Annotated in this window: 10 protein-coding genes and 2 pseudogenes; 8 read left to right on the forward strand and 4 right to left on the reverse strand. The window is 65.2% G+C overall.

Annotated features, from left to right (window positions below):
• The first annotated feature begins 2 nt into the window (after nucleotides 1–2).
• The 3 genes from flgJ to flgL all read left to right on the forward strand — a co-directional run bounded on the left by flgJ (nucleotide 3) and on the right by flgL (nucleotide 4,537).
• Nucleotides 3–1,061 carry a flagellar assembly peptidoglycan hydrolase FlgJ gene (gene flgJ / locus E5S69_RS11770; protein WP_171514835.1) on the forward strand — a complete coding sequence of 353 codons (1,059 nt, stop codon included), beginning with the start codon at nucleotides 3–5 and terminating at the stop codon, nucleotides 1,059–1,061.
• A gap of 290 nt (nucleotides 1,062–1,351) precedes the next feature.
• Nucleotides 1,352–3,271, forward strand: a complete 1,920-nt coding sequence (gene flgK, locus E5S69_RS11775; protein ID WP_171514836.1) for a flagellar hook-associated protein FlgK — start codon at nucleotides 1,352–1,354, stop codon at nucleotides 3,269–3,271.
• 36 nt (nucleotides 3,272–3,307) lie between these two features.
• Complete coding sequence (gene flgL / locus E5S69_RS11780; protein ID WP_171514837.1) at nucleotides 3,308–4,537, forward strand: flagellar hook-associated protein FlgL; 1,230 nt, start codon at nucleotides 3,308–3,310, stop codon at nucleotides 4,535–4,537.
• Nucleotides 4,538–5,375: 838 nt separating this feature from the next.
• Here the strand turns inward: flgL and E5S69_RS11785 are convergent.
• The 4 genes and pseudogenes from E5S69_RS11785 to E5S69_RS11800 all read right to left on the reverse strand — a co-directional run bounded on the left by E5S69_RS11785 (nucleotide 5,376) and on the right by E5S69_RS11800 (nucleotide 9,381).
• On the reverse strand, nucleotides 5,376–6,383 hold the full coding sequence (locus E5S69_RS11785; RefSeq protein ID WP_423766622.1) for a tripartite tricarboxylate transporter substrate binding protein: 1,008 nt from the start codon (nucleotides 6,381–6,383) through the stop codon (nucleotides 5,376–5,378).
• A gap of 67 nt (nucleotides 6,384–6,450) precedes the next feature.
• Nucleotides 6,451–7,508 (reverse strand): annotated as a pseudogene (locus E5S69_RS11790) (hydroxyacid dehydrogenase).
• Nucleotides 7,505–8,182 carry an RraA family protein gene (locus tag E5S69_RS11795; RefSeq protein WP_171514838.1) on the reverse strand — a complete coding sequence of 226 codons (678 nt, stop codon included), beginning with the start codon at nucleotides 8,180–8,182 and terminating at the stop codon, nucleotides 7,505–7,507. The pseudogene E5S69_RS11790 and the gene E5S69_RS11795 overlap by 4 nt, the downstream one beginning before the upstream one ends.
• A 58-nt stretch (nucleotides 8,183–8,240) precedes the next feature.
• A pseudogene (locus E5S69_RS11800) lies at nucleotides 8,241–9,381 on the reverse strand (alpha-hydroxy acid oxidase).
• A 246-nt stretch (nucleotides 9,382–9,627) separates the two neighbouring features.
• On the opposite strand from E5S69_RS11800, the gene E5S69_RS11805 reads away from it, so the two are divergent.
• The 5 genes from E5S69_RS11805 to E5S69_RS11825 all read left to right on the forward strand — a co-directional run bounded on the left by E5S69_RS11805 (nucleotide 9,628) and on the right by E5S69_RS11825 (nucleotide 15,170).
• Nucleotides 9,628–10,530: a LysR family transcriptional regulator gene (locus E5S69_RS11805; RefSeq protein WP_171514839.1), complete on the forward strand. Its 903-nt coding sequence runs from the start codon at nucleotides 9,628–9,630 to the stop codon at nucleotides 10,528–10,530.
• Nucleotides 10,531–11,038: 508 nt separating this feature from the next.
• Nucleotides 11,039–11,698, forward strand: a complete 660-nt coding sequence (locus E5S69_RS11810) for a cupin domain-containing protein (protein ID WP_171514840.1) — start codon at nucleotides 11,039–11,041, stop codon at nucleotides 11,696–11,698.
• A 3-nt stretch (nucleotides 11,699–11,701) separates the two neighbouring features.
• On the forward strand, nucleotides 11,702–12,853 hold the full coding sequence (locus E5S69_RS11815) for a flavin monoamine oxidase family protein (protein WP_171514841.1): 1,152 nt from the start codon (nucleotides 11,702–11,704) through the stop codon (nucleotides 12,851–12,853).
• Nucleotide 12,854: 1 nt separating this feature from the next.
• The gene (locus tag E5S69_RS11820) at nucleotides 12,855–13,886 is read left to right on the forward strand and encodes a zinc-binding dehydrogenase (RefSeq protein WP_171514842.1); all 1,032 of its coding nucleotides are present in this window, start codon (nucleotides 12,855–12,857) and stop codon (nucleotides 13,884–13,886) included.
• A 102-nt stretch (nucleotides 13,887–13,988) separates the two neighbouring features.
• Nucleotides 13,989–15,170 carry an MFS transporter gene (locus E5S69_RS11825; RefSeq protein WP_171514843.1) on the forward strand — a complete coding sequence of 394 codons (1,182 nt, stop codon included), beginning with the start codon at nucleotides 13,989–13,991 and terminating at the stop codon, nucleotides 15,168–15,170.
• Nucleotides 15,171–15,214: the final 44 nt, after the last annotated feature.

Raw genomic sequence — 15,214 nt, forward strand, 5'->3', positions numbered from 1 at the left:
CCATGAACAGCGGCATCCAAGGCGGCGCGCTGCCGCCGCCAGGCGCCGACCTGACCCAGCGCTTTGCGCTGGACACGCAAGGCTTCGAAGCGCTCAAGCACAGCGCGCGCGGCGGCGCCGACGCCAATACGCTGCAGGCGGTCGCCAAGCAGTTCGAGGCGGTGTTCACGCAGATGGTGCTCAAGAGCATGCGCGACGCCACGCCGCAGGACGGCCTGTTCGACAACGAGCAGAGCAAGCTCTACCTGTCGATGATGGACCAGCAGCTGGCGCAGCAGATGTCGTCGCGCGGCATCGGCCTGGCCGACGTAATGGTGCGCCAGCTGGCGCGCGCCACCGGCACGGCCATGCCGTCCGGCATGAACGCGTTGAGTCCGGCCGAGGCAGGCAAGGCCGCCGATGCCGAGATGGCCAGGCTGCTCGACAGCCGCGGCGCCGGCGCCGCGCCCACCGACGCGGGCGAACAGGCGGATCTGCCGGCCATCGGCACCACCGTCGCGGGCCAGCACTGGAATCCCACCGCGGGTCTGCGCCAATACCAGCCGCAATCGTACGCGGAGCGCGGCCAGGGCGAAGACCGGCTCGGCCGGCTGCCCGACGACGCGCCCGCCCACGTAAGCGCGTTCGTTGCCCGCATCGCCGGACCCGCCGAAGCCGCTTCCCGCGCCAGCGGCGTGCCGGCGCGGCTGATCGTCGGCCAGGCCGCGCTGGAATCCGGCTGGGGCCAGCGCGAGATCACGCATGCGGACGGCTCCACCACATTCAACGTCTTCGGCATCAAGGCCGGCCCCAGCTGGAAGGGCCGCGTCGCGGAAATCACCACCACGGAATACATCGACGGCCAGCCGCAGAAAGTGCGCGCCAAGTTCCGCGCCTACGGCTCGTATGACGAAGCCTGCGCCGACTACGCGCGCCTGCTGACGAGCAACCCGCGCTACGCGGGCGTGGTCAGCGCGGCAACCGCCGAAGACGCCGCGCACGGCCTGCAGCGCGCGGGCTATGCCACCGATCCGGCGTACGGGCACAAGTTGGTGAAGATCATGAAGAAGGTGGCGGCGTAAGGGGACGCCGGAGGGCAAGCCGAAGCCTACGCCGCTGGAGTGCGGCTCCCCTCTCCCGCAAGCGGGAGAGGGGAGAAAGCCCGCGGCGGTGCCATTGCCTCGGGCCTCCCAACTCCCGCCCTCTCCCCCGGCCCCTCCCCCGCGCGCGGGAGAGGGGAGCAAACCAGCGGGAGATCCAGTGAAGCTCGCTTCCACACCTAAAGTCCCACCCCCAACCAGCCGATAACTCCCACATCCACACCGCCGGCCCAAGCCCGCGGCAGTCCTAAAAAATCCGGGATCAGAGCACTATGTCTCTCTTCAGTATTGGCCTTTCCGGCCTGAACACCGCGCAGAACGCGCTGACGACGACGGGCCACAACTTTGCCAACTCGGCAACCGAAGGCTATTCGCGCCAGAACACCATCGTCGCGTCCGCCGGCGGCCAGTACACCAGCCAGGGGTTCTACGGCTTCGGCTCGAACACCACCACGGTGATCCGCGTCTATGACGAGTTCCTGACCGGCCAGCTGCGCGGCGCCACCTCGACCAGCGCCTCGCTGGCGGCGTACTCGGACCAGATCAGCCAGATCGACAACCTGCTGGCGGACCAGAAGGGTGGCCTGGCGCCGCTGATGCAGAAGTTCTTCGCCGCGGTGCAGGCGGTGGCCGATACCCCGGCCGATCCGGCCGCGCGCCAGGGCATGCTCTCGGCCGGCCAGGCGCTGGTGGGCCAGGTGCGCTCGGCCAGCAACTACTTCAAGCAGCTGCAGGCCGGCGTCAACGAACAGGTCGGCACCGCCGTCACGCAGGTCAACGCCTACACCAGCCAGATCGCCAACCTGAACCAGGAAATCACGCGCCTGAAGGCGGCCTCCGGCGGCCAGCCGCCCAACGACCTGCTGGACCAGCGTGACCAGGCCGTGGCCGAGCTGACCAAGCTGGTTGGCGCCAAGGTGGTGGTGCAGGACAGCGGCACCTACAACGTCTTCGTCGGCAACGGCCAGCCGCTGGTGATGGGCAATGACGCCTATGACCTGAAGGCCGTCGCCTCGGCGGCCGATCCCAACCGCACCGTGGTGGCCTACACGCTGCCCACCGGCACGGTAATCGAGAGCGAGCCGGGCGCGATCAGCGGCGGCTCGCTGGGCGGCCTGCTGCAGTTCCGCACCGAAACCCTGGATCCGGCGCAAAGCGCGATCGGCCGCCTGTCGCTGGCGATCGGCGCGAGCTTCAATGCACAGCACCAGCTCGGCATCGACCTGAACGGGGCCCCCGGCACCGACATGTTCAAGCTGGGCAACGCCACCACCATCCCCAACGCCAACAACACCGTCAAGACCACGGTGGCAACCGCGACCATCGACAATGCGTCGGCGCTGACTACCAGCGACTACACGCTGCATTTCGACGGCACCAACTACACGCTGACGCGCCTGTCCGACAACCAGCAGGTGGTCACGCCCGTGCCCGCCGGCGGCGCGACTTACCCGCTGCAGTTCAGCGCCGACGGCTTCACCGTCGCCATCGACGGTCCGATGGGCACCAACGACTCGTTCACGGTACAGCCCACCCGCAATGCCGCCACCGGCTTCGACATGGCCATCAGCGATCCCGCCAAGATCGCGGCCGCATCGCCGGCCTACACCGAGGCGACGACTGGCAACAAGGGCAGCGCCACGGCGACGCTCAGCAAGGTCGCCCCGGGATTCTCGCTGCCGGCGGGCAAGATCACCGCCGAGTTCGACGGCACCAACTACGTGTTCAAGGTCGGCGGCGTTGCCATGGCGCCGCAGCCGGTGGGCGTGCCCAACGGCAGCAACACCGACTTCACCCTTAACGGCCTGACCTTCAGCTTCGGCGGCACGCCCGCCGCCGGCGACAGCTTCACGCTGGGCAGCAACGCCGGCGCGGTCAAGGACAACGGCAACATGCTGGTGCTGGCCAAGCTGCAGAACGCCAAGACCATCGGCGGCGTGTCCAGCTTCAGCGAGGCCTACGCGCAGCTGGTCAACGACGTCGGCACGCGCGCCAAGTCGGTCAAGATCGCCTCGGCGTCGCAGGACAGCATCACCACGCAGATCAAGACCGCGCAGCAATCGGTCTCCGGCGTCAACATGGACGAGGAAACCGTGTCGATGCTGCGCTTCCAGCAGCTGTACCAGGCCAATGCACGCGTGATCCAGACCGCGGGCACGCTGTTCGACACCATCATCGGCATCGGCAGGTAAGCGCCGTACCCACCAGCGTCAGAAGAGGTAACCCATATGCGCGTTGCAAGCTCCACCCTGTACCAGCAAGGCCTGGCTTCGATGAACTACCAGCAGGGCTCGCTGATGCATATCCAGCAGCAGCTGGGCACCGGCCGCTCCATCCTGACCCCCTCGGACGACCCCGTCGGCGCCACCCGCGCGCTGGGCGTGAGCCAGGCGCAGGCCGTCAACGGGCAGTACGCCACGTCCCGCAAGCAGGCCAATATCGCGCTGGCCGCGGAAGAGAACGCGCTGCAGTCCGTGACCACCATCACGCAGAACATCCAGACCCTGCTGGTGCAGGCCGGCAACGGCACCATGAGCGACGCCGACCGCGGCTCGCTGGGGACCGCGCTGGAAGGCCTCTACAACCAGCTGCTGAGCCTGGCCAACTCCGACGACGGCAATGGCCAGTTCCTGTTCGGCGGCACCCGCTCGGGCAGCGCACCGTTCACGCAGAGTGCCGGCGCCAGTTCCTACATCGGCGACAACGGCCAGCAACTGCTGCAGGTCGACGTGGCGCGCCAGATGCCCGCCGGCAACACCGGCCGCGAAGTCTTCCTGAGCGTGACCGGCGGCGCCGGGTACGTGGTCAAGGGCAACCCCGCCAATACCGGCACCGCCACCTTCGGCACGGTGTCGACCACCGATCCCAGCAACCCGCTGTTCGGCCACGCGCTGCAGATGTCGTTCACGGCCAACGCCAGCGGCCAGATGGAATACACCATCACCGACACCTCGACGGGTGCGAGCCCCGCGCCGGTGGTCTCCGGGCCGGTAGCCTACACGTCGCCCGCGCAGATCGAAGTCGCCGGCTTCAGCTTCAACGTCACCGGCAACCCCAAGGCCGGCGACACGCTGACCATGCAACCGGCCAGCGAGGCCGGCACCGACATGTTCGCCAACCTGCAGACCGTGATCAACACGCTGCGCCAGCCCGCCGCCTCCGAGAACGACCGCGCCAACCTGGGCAACGTGCTGTCGACCGCCGTGCGCCAGTTCTCCAACTCGCTCGACAACGTGCTGACCGTGCGCGCATCGGTGGGCTCGCGCATGAATGAGCTGGACGCGCTCGACGACGTTGGTACCAACCGCGACCTGACCTATTCGCAGACACTGTCGGGGCTGCAGGACCTGGACTATGCCAAGGCGATCACCGAGTACTATCAGCGGCAAATGGCGCTGCAAGGGGCGCAGCAGTCGTTTATGCAGATTCAGGGGATGAATCTGTTTAAGTATTTGTAAGCGGAAGGGCCGGAAGCACTGGAAGCCTGTGGCAACGAAAAACACTTAGCCGCAGAACGCACAAATAGATAGCCGTTTTGTGTATCGAAATTTGGCTGCAGTCATTGTCCCGCAAGGCTTGCAGCTATATTTTTGTCACCGGTCTCGTTGCACTTGACTGCCCCGCAATGGGTATCGAGGCCCCAAATAAAATGGCCAGTGAATGCTAACTCTTCCTTATGGTTTCAGCCCAGAATTTAACGATAGCTGAGCTGTAAAGAGAGTTGGTTTTAAACTGGCGGTGCTGCTCAAGTGCGCGGCAGGATGGGGCAGCGACAGGCGGTTCCAACTTGGCCGCAATTGCAGAGTGGTTCGCTATACCGGGCATGCTTCCACTGCCCACATACCTTGACGCCCATGACCTCGCCATCATCTTCAAGGTCACGCCTGCCACCATTCTTCGCCGCGTCATAAGAAAGCCGCAGACACTGCCAACGCCCGCTCATCTTGGCCCCAACTTTCCGATTCGCTGGCGCCAGTCGGACGTCGCCTTCTGGCTAGCGCAGAATGCGCCTTAGCTGCGGCATTTTTGGCGCCGCCGCCTCAGGCCGTCGGTTGCGGGAGCTCCTCGACACCGCCGGGCAGGCGGCCGCGGCTGGGGCGGACGACGGGGCATGACAAGCCCCTCCAGTCCAGCCCCCATTCCCCGCAATGCCGGGAAGCCGGTTTGCTATGCTACTGCGCCATCGGCCTCGTAGGACGACCTCAGGCGAGTCGAATCGGTTTGCAGAAGTGGGAGGCGTCTATGAAGACCAGCCTACCAGCGCTGCGGTGCCGGTCGCAATACGCAGAAGCCGGCTCACTTTTCTTGCCACGGCATCTCCTTCCACAGTTGGCGGAAGCCTGCTTCGGCGCGTTCGAGCTCGGCGGCGTAGGCGGGTGGGGCCAGGTAGCGCAGCGGCGCAAAGATGGCATCAGCTTGCTGCTTGAACTGCGGGTCCGCGGCCACCTTGGCCATCGCATCGACAAGCTTCTTCTTGACTGGCTCCGGCAGGCCCTTGGGCGCGGCCAGGCCCCGCAAGGATGCGAGCTCGATGTTGTAGCCCTGCTCGCGGAACGTCGGGACGTTGGGCGCCAGTACCGCGCGCGACAGGCCCATCTGTCCCAGGAACTTAAGCGGCGTGCCGCCCTTCTGGTAGGCCAGGGCTTCGCCGACGTTGATGGCGCCAATCGTAATCTGCTGACCAGCCAGCGCGCCACGGACTTCGCCCGCGCCCTTGTAGCCCACGTGGGTCATCTTTACGCCCGCTGCCTTCTCGAACAGCAGCATCGCAAGATGGTCGTCCGAGCCAACACCCGTGGTACCGACGGTGACGGCGCCCGGGTTTGCCTTGGCGTACTTCACGAGCGTAGCCAGGGAATCGATGCTGCTGGATTGGTTGACGGTGAATGCACCCGGGTCGTCCACCAGGTTGCCGATGAGGTCGTAGCTCCTCCAGGTGAACGTCGTCTTGCGTTCAACCGGAATCGTCAGCAGGTTCGGCGTGTTGATGAAGCCGATGGTGTAGCCGTCCGGCGTGGCGCGTGCCAGCTCGGCGAAACCAATGGCGCCCCCGGCACCGGGCTTGTTCTGCACGACGATGGTGGTGCCCAGTTCCTTTTCCAGATGGCGTGCGAGCAGCCGGGCAACCAGGTCGGTGCCGCCACCCGGTGCGTACGCCACAATCATCTCGATGGGTCGATTCGGCCAAGCTGCGGCTTGCGCCTGGGCTGAGGCTGGTGCCAGAGCGCCAACCATACCGACGAGCGAACACGCGGCAAGGCAAAGGGATAGACGCCGACGACGGAAGTCGGGATTGCTGTGCATGGCTTTGTCTCCTCACCGACCCCTTATGTGGCCGGCGTATTGTTGTGATGATTACGTGCGTGCGTGTTCAACTCGCGGCTACCCGCAAGGCTGCCTCCATCCGTTGGCGCATCCTGGGCCAGACCTCGGGGTTCACCAGGCGTTCGGGCTTCTTCCCCGTAGAGAGCAATTCCAGGATTTGTGTTGCGGCGAGCGTTGCGTTCCTGCGACGGGCGTCATGTGTCACGCCAGCTGTATGGAACGTCGCGACGACGTTGTCGAGCGTCAGAAGCGGATGGCCTGGCGGCGGCGGCTCCTGGTCCCAGACGTCCAGGCCGGCCCCAGCAAGGTGTCCGCTCGTCAACGCCTCGTACAGGGCTGCCTCATCGTGGATACCGCCTCGTGCAGTGCTGACGAAGTGCTGCCAGGACGCATGGCCGAGAAGGCCGCAGCGTTCATCATCTCAAGCGTGCTGGCATCGCGCGGGCAGTGCAGCGATACGATATCGGACGTGCGCAGCAATTCGTCGAACGAGACATGTTCGGCGCCGCGCTTTGCCATCTCTGCGCTATCGAGATACGGGTCATAGCCAATCACGCGCATACCGAAGGCGCATCCCAGCGCCGCAGTTCGGCTCCCGGCATGCCCGACGCCTACCACGCCCAGAGTGCGTCCGCGAAGTTCGTGGCCCATCAGGTCTTCGCGGCTTCCGGTGGTATGTGTCTTCATGCAGCGGTCTGACTCAGGAATGCGTCGCATCACAGAGAGCATCAGCCCGACCGCCATTTCCGCCACGGAATCGGCGTTCCCGCCGGCCTGGTTCATCACGGCTACGCTCGCGGCCGTGCAGGCATCGATATCAATCGTGTCGCAACCGGAGCCGCTCGATGACACGGCCAGAAGATTCGGGCAACGCGCGAGCAACTCTGCCGTCACGAACCAGCGTCGGGGCAGTTCATCCTTGGCGGCCGTAATCTGATACACGTGGGCTTCGGAGAGGCGTGCCCATGCTTCCTCGTCTGCACCTTCGCGCTGGCATGTGTGCAAGGCGACATCCGATGCTTCGCCCACAATGCGGTTGAAAGCGGGGTCCAGCCAGTAGTCGAATCGGACGACCTGGCGCTTCGCGGGAAGGGCCGGGCTCACAGTATCCCCTTGTCGGTTAGCGAGCGGTCCACCCAGGTACGGTCCGCACGACCTTGTGCAATCGATTCCAGAACGCCGGCTTCCATGCGCTGCACGTCTTCCACGCGGACCGCAATCGCTTCAGCTTCCTCGGCGGGAACGACCAGCAGGCCATCACCATCGCCAATAATCAGGTCGCCGGGCCGAACCACCATGCCGTCGATGGAGACCGGCACGTGCAGTTCTCCCGGGCCATCCTTGTACGGGCCACGGTGCGAAACACCCCGGGCGTAGACAGGCAGGGGCTCCTTGCCAATCGTGTCGCTGTCGCGAATCAGGCCGTCGATGACGAAGCCGGCGGCGCCGCGCGCAATGGCGAGTGCCAGCATGATTTCTCCGATGATGGCATTGGGTCCAATGCCGCCGGCGTCGACCACGATGACATCACCGGGCCCCGAGAGGTCGATGGCCTTGTGAACCATGAGATTGTCACCGGGACGCGTGCGGACAGTCAGTGCCCGTCCGATCAGGTTGCCTTCGCGACGGTGGAATGCCCGCAGCTGACTGGTTCCCGTCGTGCGGCTCATGGCATCGCTGACATTGGCGACCGGGAACCTGCGATACCGCTCCATCAGCGACGTGCTGACGAGGTGGGCGGGACGCGGATGAATGCGAAAGCCGTGCGGCGAGGTCATTGTTTTGTCTCCTGTATCGACCGTGAGGTTTCTGGTGGGATGCGGTGAAGGTTGGAACTCAATGCGGCGGTGGGTGGTAAATACACTGCGCATTCACATCTTGCGTGCGGGTGATGCCCAGCATGGCCAGGTCTCGAGAAATTTCGGCTTGCATCAGGTTGATGCCGTGTGCGACTCCCTGGCGGGAGCCCACTGCTGCTGCGTAGGCGAACGGCCGGCCGATGAAGACGCAGCGGGCACCCAAGGCCAGCGCCTTGATGACGTCGGTGCCGCGGCGTATGCCGCTGTCGAGCATCACGGGCAGTTGCGGGACCGCCTCAACGACCTCGGGCAAGGCCCGCATTGCTGCAATGACGCCGTCCAGCTGACGGCCACCGTGGTTCGAGACCACGATGCCGTCGACGCCATGCTGATGCGCCAGGCGCGCGTCTTCCGCCGTCAGAACGCCCTTGACGACGAGCTGTCCCTTCCAGCGGCGACGGATGGTGGCCAAGTGGTCCCAAGTGAAGTGCGCGCGGTCCGAGAAATCGCTCCACATTTCGCGAGACGATGGGGGTGCCGCGGTGAGCGTAGGCGTTCTCGAAGTGCGGTACACCGTGGCGTACCAGGGTGCGAGCAAAGGTGCCAAGCAGCCAGCGGGGACGCGTGATGCCTTGCCAGGCAAGGACGGCGCTCGGGCGCAGCGGCGTGGAAAACCCGGCGCGGATGTTGTTCTCGCGATTGCCAGCGACGGGCGTGTCCACGGTGATGACGAGCGTCTCGACCTTGGCCGCTTCGACGCGCGCCAGCAGCGCTTCGATTTGGCTCATGTTTCCTGGAAGGTAGGCCTGGAACCAGGTGCCGGGGGCCGCTTCCATGACTTCTTCAAGGCGAATAAGGGACGAGCCACTCATGATGGCCGGTACGGACGCCTGGCTGGCTGCCTGTGCCATCACGACATCTCCGCGGTATGCGAACAGGGCGGAGATGCCCATCGGTGCCAGGCCAAATGGCGCAGCGTACTTGCGGCCGAACAGGCTGAAGCTCAGGTCGCGCGACGAGACGCCAACCAGCACCCGGGGCCGCAGTGCCAGGTTTTCAAACGACTGTCGGTTCTGCGCCAGGGTGATGTTGTCCTCGACTGCACCGCTCACGTAGGCATAGAGCGACTTGGGCAGCCGTTTGCGCGCCAGCGGCTCGAAGTCCTTCAGCGACAGCACTCGCTGTTTGAGCCAAGTCGCCTGTCTTTCGCTTTGTGCCGTAACGGGCGCTTTCTCCTTCTTCCTATCACCGGATTGGAGTGCAGCGGTCTGGGCGGTGTCGTCGATAGGAGCGGCTGACATAGGAGTAATGGCCGGAGGAGTGAAGCAAATCTAGCAACCCGCGCTCACCGACAAAAGCGAAAAATAACGAAGATATAATTTCGCTTTCTGGAAAACGTCGGTCATTCACCAATTGGGGGCGACATGACTCTCAAGCAACTCGAGGCTTTCTATTGGGCGGCAACGTGCGTCAACTTCACCGTGGCGGCGGAGCGCGTCCACCTGTCCGTGTCGTCGCTGTCCAAACGGATTGCCGAACTGGAAGCATCGCTGGGCGTTGCGTTGTTTGACCGCAGTGGGAGGAGCGCCGAGCTGACGGCTCAGGGCGAGCAGATGCTGCCGCAGATTCACGCGATGCTGCATGCCGCTGCGGAACTGCAGCAATCGGCGGGGCAACGTCATGGTCTGATTGGACGATGCCGTATCGGGCTGGGAGAACTCAGCGGGCTGACCTGGCTGCCCAAGCTGGTGCGCGAAGTGTCGTCACGCCATCCTGGCCTGCTGCTGGAGCCTCATGTCAATATCGGCCAGGTACTGGAGCAGCGCCTGCATGATGGAGAACTGGACATCGGGGTTTTGGCCGGACCCTCTACCCGCAGCAGCTTGGCGGCTGAGCGGATAGGTCAAGTGGATTTTGCGTGGGTCGCCAGCCAGTCTTTCCTCGAGTTGGCCGGCACCGACGACCCACAGGTCCTCATGAGCGAACAGACGTTGCTGACGCTGCCGGTCGGTGCGGGCGGAACGCGGGTGCTTGACCAATGGCTGGCGCTCCGTGGGCTGATGGTCGGCCGGCGTCTGATGTGCAATAGCTGGGGAGCGGTTGTCGGCATGGTTGTTGAAGGGCTCGGTTTCGGCTTTGTGCCCAGGCTATGGGCTGATGCTCTCGTCGAACGCGGTGCACTGCGCATCCTGCCGGACAGCGACGCGTTGGAACCGCTCCACTATGCTGTGCAATGGCGCCGTGATGACACGCGGCCGCTGATTCTGGCGATGCGGGAGGTTATCCGCGGCGTCATCGACTTCCAGGCACCGCGCTGCTTCGTCTAGCGGGCAGGAGGACGTCGAGGCGATTGGCGCCTCGACGGGCGATGCTCAGGCCTTGCTGCTTGAGTTTGAGACGCCAGCTCTTCGGTCGACAGGATGGAAGTCGTGATCGGTTGGCCCATTACAAATGCCCGGTGAGGGTCGTATATGGCCCATTGCCGAAGACCGATACTGGAAAGATTCAGAAGTACCGTTTGAGAGAGCTTGCGAAAAGCCGCGAAGCTATCACTGAGCTTGAGTGAAGCGGGAACGTGGCCTCGATAGAACCATGCATCCGACGATACAAAGCCCGCGGGGTCGGTACTTATGGGTCAAGGTCGCAGCGGCGAGAGTGCCCCGGACACGCTAAAGTTTTTCTTTATCGTCGCGCAGATTATCTCGGTTGTCGGCTTCGCCGAAAGCACCAACAATCGCTGTATCCACAACGATAATCCGCTGTCGACTCGACACCGTCTTTGCACCTTGCACGGCCTTCCCTGCATGCAGAACGTGAGCCCCCGCTCCCCCACCCATGTACGTGAATGCCGACCTCTCCCGCCGCGCCGTGGTCGTGCCCGACGATTACCGTTGGGTCGCCTCGCCACAACCGGGCGTCGAGCGGATGATGCTGGAGCGCTTTGGCGCCGAGCAGGCGCGGGCAACCAGTATTGTCCGATACGCTCCCGCTTCCCTTTTCCCGCCTCATTCGCATCCGGCCGGTGAAGAAGTCCTGGTGCTGTCAGGCGTCTTCTCCGAGGCGGACGCGCACTACCCGGCGGGCTGGTATCTGCGCAATCCGCCAGGATCGTCGCACCGGCCCTCAAGCGCGGGCGGCGCCGTCATTTTCGTGAAGTTGCGGTACATGCTGGCGAGCGAGCAGCAAAGCGTGCGTATCGATACCAACGACGCCATGCACTGGCGGGAATTTGACGGCGGTGCGGTCTGCTCGCTGTATGCGGACACGGCCGAGCATGTCGCCCTGCTGCGCCTGGATGGTGGCGTGTCCTTGCCGCACGGATACCCTGCGGAACTGTTGGTGGTTCACGGCGAACTCCGCGTGGATGGCCATGGCTATGCGGCGGGAAGCTGGATGCGATTTCCCGAGGGCGATCACGCGGAGATCCAGGCCGGCGTTCCAGGAACGACGCTATATATCAGGACTCATGGACCGGCCGCAGGGGGCGAGGCATAAGCCATGCACAGCACGAAGATCGCCATCGTTGGCGCTGGCTTAAGCGGGCTGTACGCGGCCACGCTGCTCAGGCAATCCGGTATCGACGACTACGTCATCATTGAAGCGCGTTCCGTTCCCGGTGGACGGATCCTGTCGGGCCTGTCACGGGGTCACGCCGTGCCCGAAGCGGACGATTACGCAGGGGACCGCGTAGATCTCGGTCCCACCTGGTTCTGGCCGGCTTTCCAGCGTGAACTGGATCGCCTGGTGGCCGAGCTTGGCATCGCGCGATTCCCTCAGCATGAGGCCGGGGACATGCTGTCCGAGCGCAGCGTGGGCGTAGCCCCCATGCGGCTGCGGGGATTCGCCAGTTCGCCGGCTTCGATCCGACTCGCGGGCGGCATGGGTGCGCTGATTCATGCCTTGCGCCAGCGTCTTGAGCCGTCGCGGATTCTCACAGGCCGGACGGTACGCCAGCTGCGTCTCACCGGTGCCGGCGTCGCGCTGGATTGCACCGATGACGCCGGAGAGGCAATGACGATGGCCGCGGAACATGTCTTGCTGGCGCTGCCGCCACGCCTGGCCGAGGCAACCATCGCGTTCACCCCGGCACTACCGGAGCGTCTGGCGCGGCAATGGCGCGCTACGCCGACCTGGATGGCCTCGCACGCCAAGTATGTCGCGGTCTATGACAGTCCGTTCTGGCGCGAGCAGGGGCTCTCCGGCGAAGCCCGGAGCGCGGTGGGGCCGATGGGCGAGATCCACGATGCATCCATGCCCGGCGGCAGCGCCGCGCTGTTTGGATTCTTTGGCGTGCCGGCCAGTGTCAGGCGCTCCGTTCCGGAAGACGTGCTGCGCACCCACTGCCGAGCGCAGCTTGCCCGCCTGTTCGGTCCGCGCGCGGGACAGCCCGTCGCGGACTTTATCAAGGACTGGGCTGCCGATGACCTGACCGCGACGGCGCTGGATCTTGAAGGCGGCCAGCATCACCATGCCTTGGCCCCGGCCGCCACGGCGTCGTCGGGGCCCTGGCAAGGCCGCATTACCGGCATAGCCAGCGAGTGGTCGCAGCGCTTCCCCGGCTATCTCGCCGGGGCAGTCGACGCCGCTGGCAAGGGAACGCAAGACCTGATTCGCATCAACCGATCGTTGTCAAAAGCCGAGGGCCTGTGAGATGAAACCGACTTATCGCGCGATGCAGATCGCCCGTCCTGGAATGCTGGAACTGGTGGAGCGCACCACCCCCTTGCCGGAGGCGGGCGAAGTCCTGATCCAGGTCGAGGCTTGCGGCATGTGCGGCGCCGACATCGGCGATATCGAGCAGGCCAATGCCGCGCCACAACCGCCGCGCGTGCCCGGACACGAGATCGTGGGGCGGATCATCGCGACGGGCGCTAGTACGCCCGCGATGTGGCGGATCGGCATGCGGGTAGGGATCGGGCGCCTGGGCGGACACTGCAATGCGTGCAAACAGTGTCGGCGAGGCCAGTTCCAGCTGTGCGAAGACCAGCCGGTCGTGGGCGCGACCTGCGATGGCGGCTATGCCGAGATTGTCCGTGCGCGCGCGACTGGTCTTGTCGCCATTCCCGATGAACTGGGTTCCGAGGAAGCGGCCCCCCTGCTTTGCGCGGGAATCGCCACGTTTAACGCGCTGCGCAAGTCCGGCGCCCGGGCAGGCGATATGGTCGCGATCCTCGGCATCGGCGGGCTCGGCCACATGGCCATACAGTACGCGAAGCGAATGGGGTTCAAGGTGGTCGCAGTGGGACGGGGAAGCGATATCGCCGCCGACGTGGCCGAACTCGGCGCACATGTCTACCTGGACACCGATGCCGTCGATGCCGCGCAGGCGTTGCAGACGCTGGGTGGCGCGCAGGCCGTGGTCTCGACGATCGGCAACGCGCAGGCCGTTTCCGCGTTGATCCCCGCATTGGCGCCCCAAGGCCGCCTCGTCATGCTTGGCGGCACTCGCGAACCACTTGCCGTGCAGGCCGGGCATTTGGTCGTTGGCGAGCGCGAAGTCGTCGGGTCAATTACCGGCACGCCACACCAGAGCGAGGCGGCGCTCGCGTTCAGTGTCCTGGTGGACGCGCGTCCGCGCTTCGAGTCGATGCCGCTGGCACGCGCCAACGAGGCCTATCAGCGCCTGAAGCGCGGGGACGTCAAGTTCAGGATGGTGCTGACCATGGCGGCGGAGGATGCCTGACACGGCATGCACGCCGGCGGCGCCGTCAACGTCCCCCTGCGCAGCGCGTTTCGCCTATGTCGATGACGCCCTGCAAAATTCAATTTCCTCGCCAATGCATCCATGACGTTCAACGCCTCCGTCGCCCGGCTTGCCATCGCCCAGGCTCTCTCCGGTGCCAACTCCACCGTCGTGTACGCGACCGGCGCCATCATCGGCAACATGCTCTCGCCGCGCCCGGAACTCGCCACGCTGCCGATTTCGCTGTTCGTGGTTGGCATGGCGCTGTCCACGCTGCCCGTCGGGATGCTGGCGCGGCGGTTCGGCCGGCCCGCCGCGTTTCTCGCCGGCAACGTTTGCGGTGTGCTGGTCGGCCTGCTGGCCGCGCTGGCGCTTGTCAACCGGTCCTTCGCGCTGTTCTGCTTCGCCATGCTGTTCGGCGGCGCCTATGCGGCGGTGGTGCTGACGTTCCGGTTCGCCGCCGCGGAATGCGTCGGGCCGGAAGAACGGCCGCGAGCGTTGTCGTTGGTACTGGCCGGCGGCGTTGCGGCCGGGGTAGTGGGGCCGCAACTGGTGTCCGCCACCATGAACCTGTGGCCGCCCCACGCGTATGCCGTGACCTACCTGGCCTCTGCCGCGGTCGCGGTCCTGGCGGCCATCGTGCTGCGCGGCGTCCGGTTCGAGGTACGCACGGCGGGGCCGCATAGCGGCAGTGGCCGGCCGGTGCGCGAGATCTTGCGGCAGCCGCAGTTGCTGGTTGCCATGCTGTGCGGCGTGGTCAGCTACATGATGATGAACTTCATGATGACGTCCGCGCCGCTGGCGATGGAGCTGTGCGGCATACCCCGGCTCTATTCGAACTACGGTATCGAGATGCACGTGATCGCGATGTACGCGCCGAGCTTTTTCACGGGGCGCCTGATCGCCCGTTACGGCGCGCCGGCGATCGTGCTGGCGGGCCTGGCGCTGACCGGCATGGCGGCGCTGGCAGGCCTCAGCGGCATGGCCGTCCATCATTTCTGGATCGCGCTGATCCTGCTTGGGATTGGCTGGAATTTCGGCTTCCTGGGCGCATCCGCCATGGTGCTGACCTGCCATCGCCCGGAGGAAGGGCCGCGTGTCCAGTCGCTGAACGACTTCGTCGTGTTCGGGGCCATGGTGGTGGGGTCGTTTGTTTCAGGCAGCCTGCTGGCTGCCTTTGGCTGGGCGATGGTGAGCTCGCTGATCCTGCCGCCTGTCGTTGTTGCGGTTGCCGCGCTGCTGTGGCTGCAAAGAGCCAGCGTGGAGCCGTCCAGGCAGGTCTGATTGCGCCGCAGAACGCCGGGGGCGAGTGCGGCTGTGAGCCGGCC

The organism is Cupriavidus necator, from assembly GCF_013141915.1.
Classification (GTDB): domain Bacteria; phylum Pseudomonadota; class Gammaproteobacteria; order Burkholderiales; family Burkholderiaceae; genus Cupriavidus; species Cupriavidus necator_B.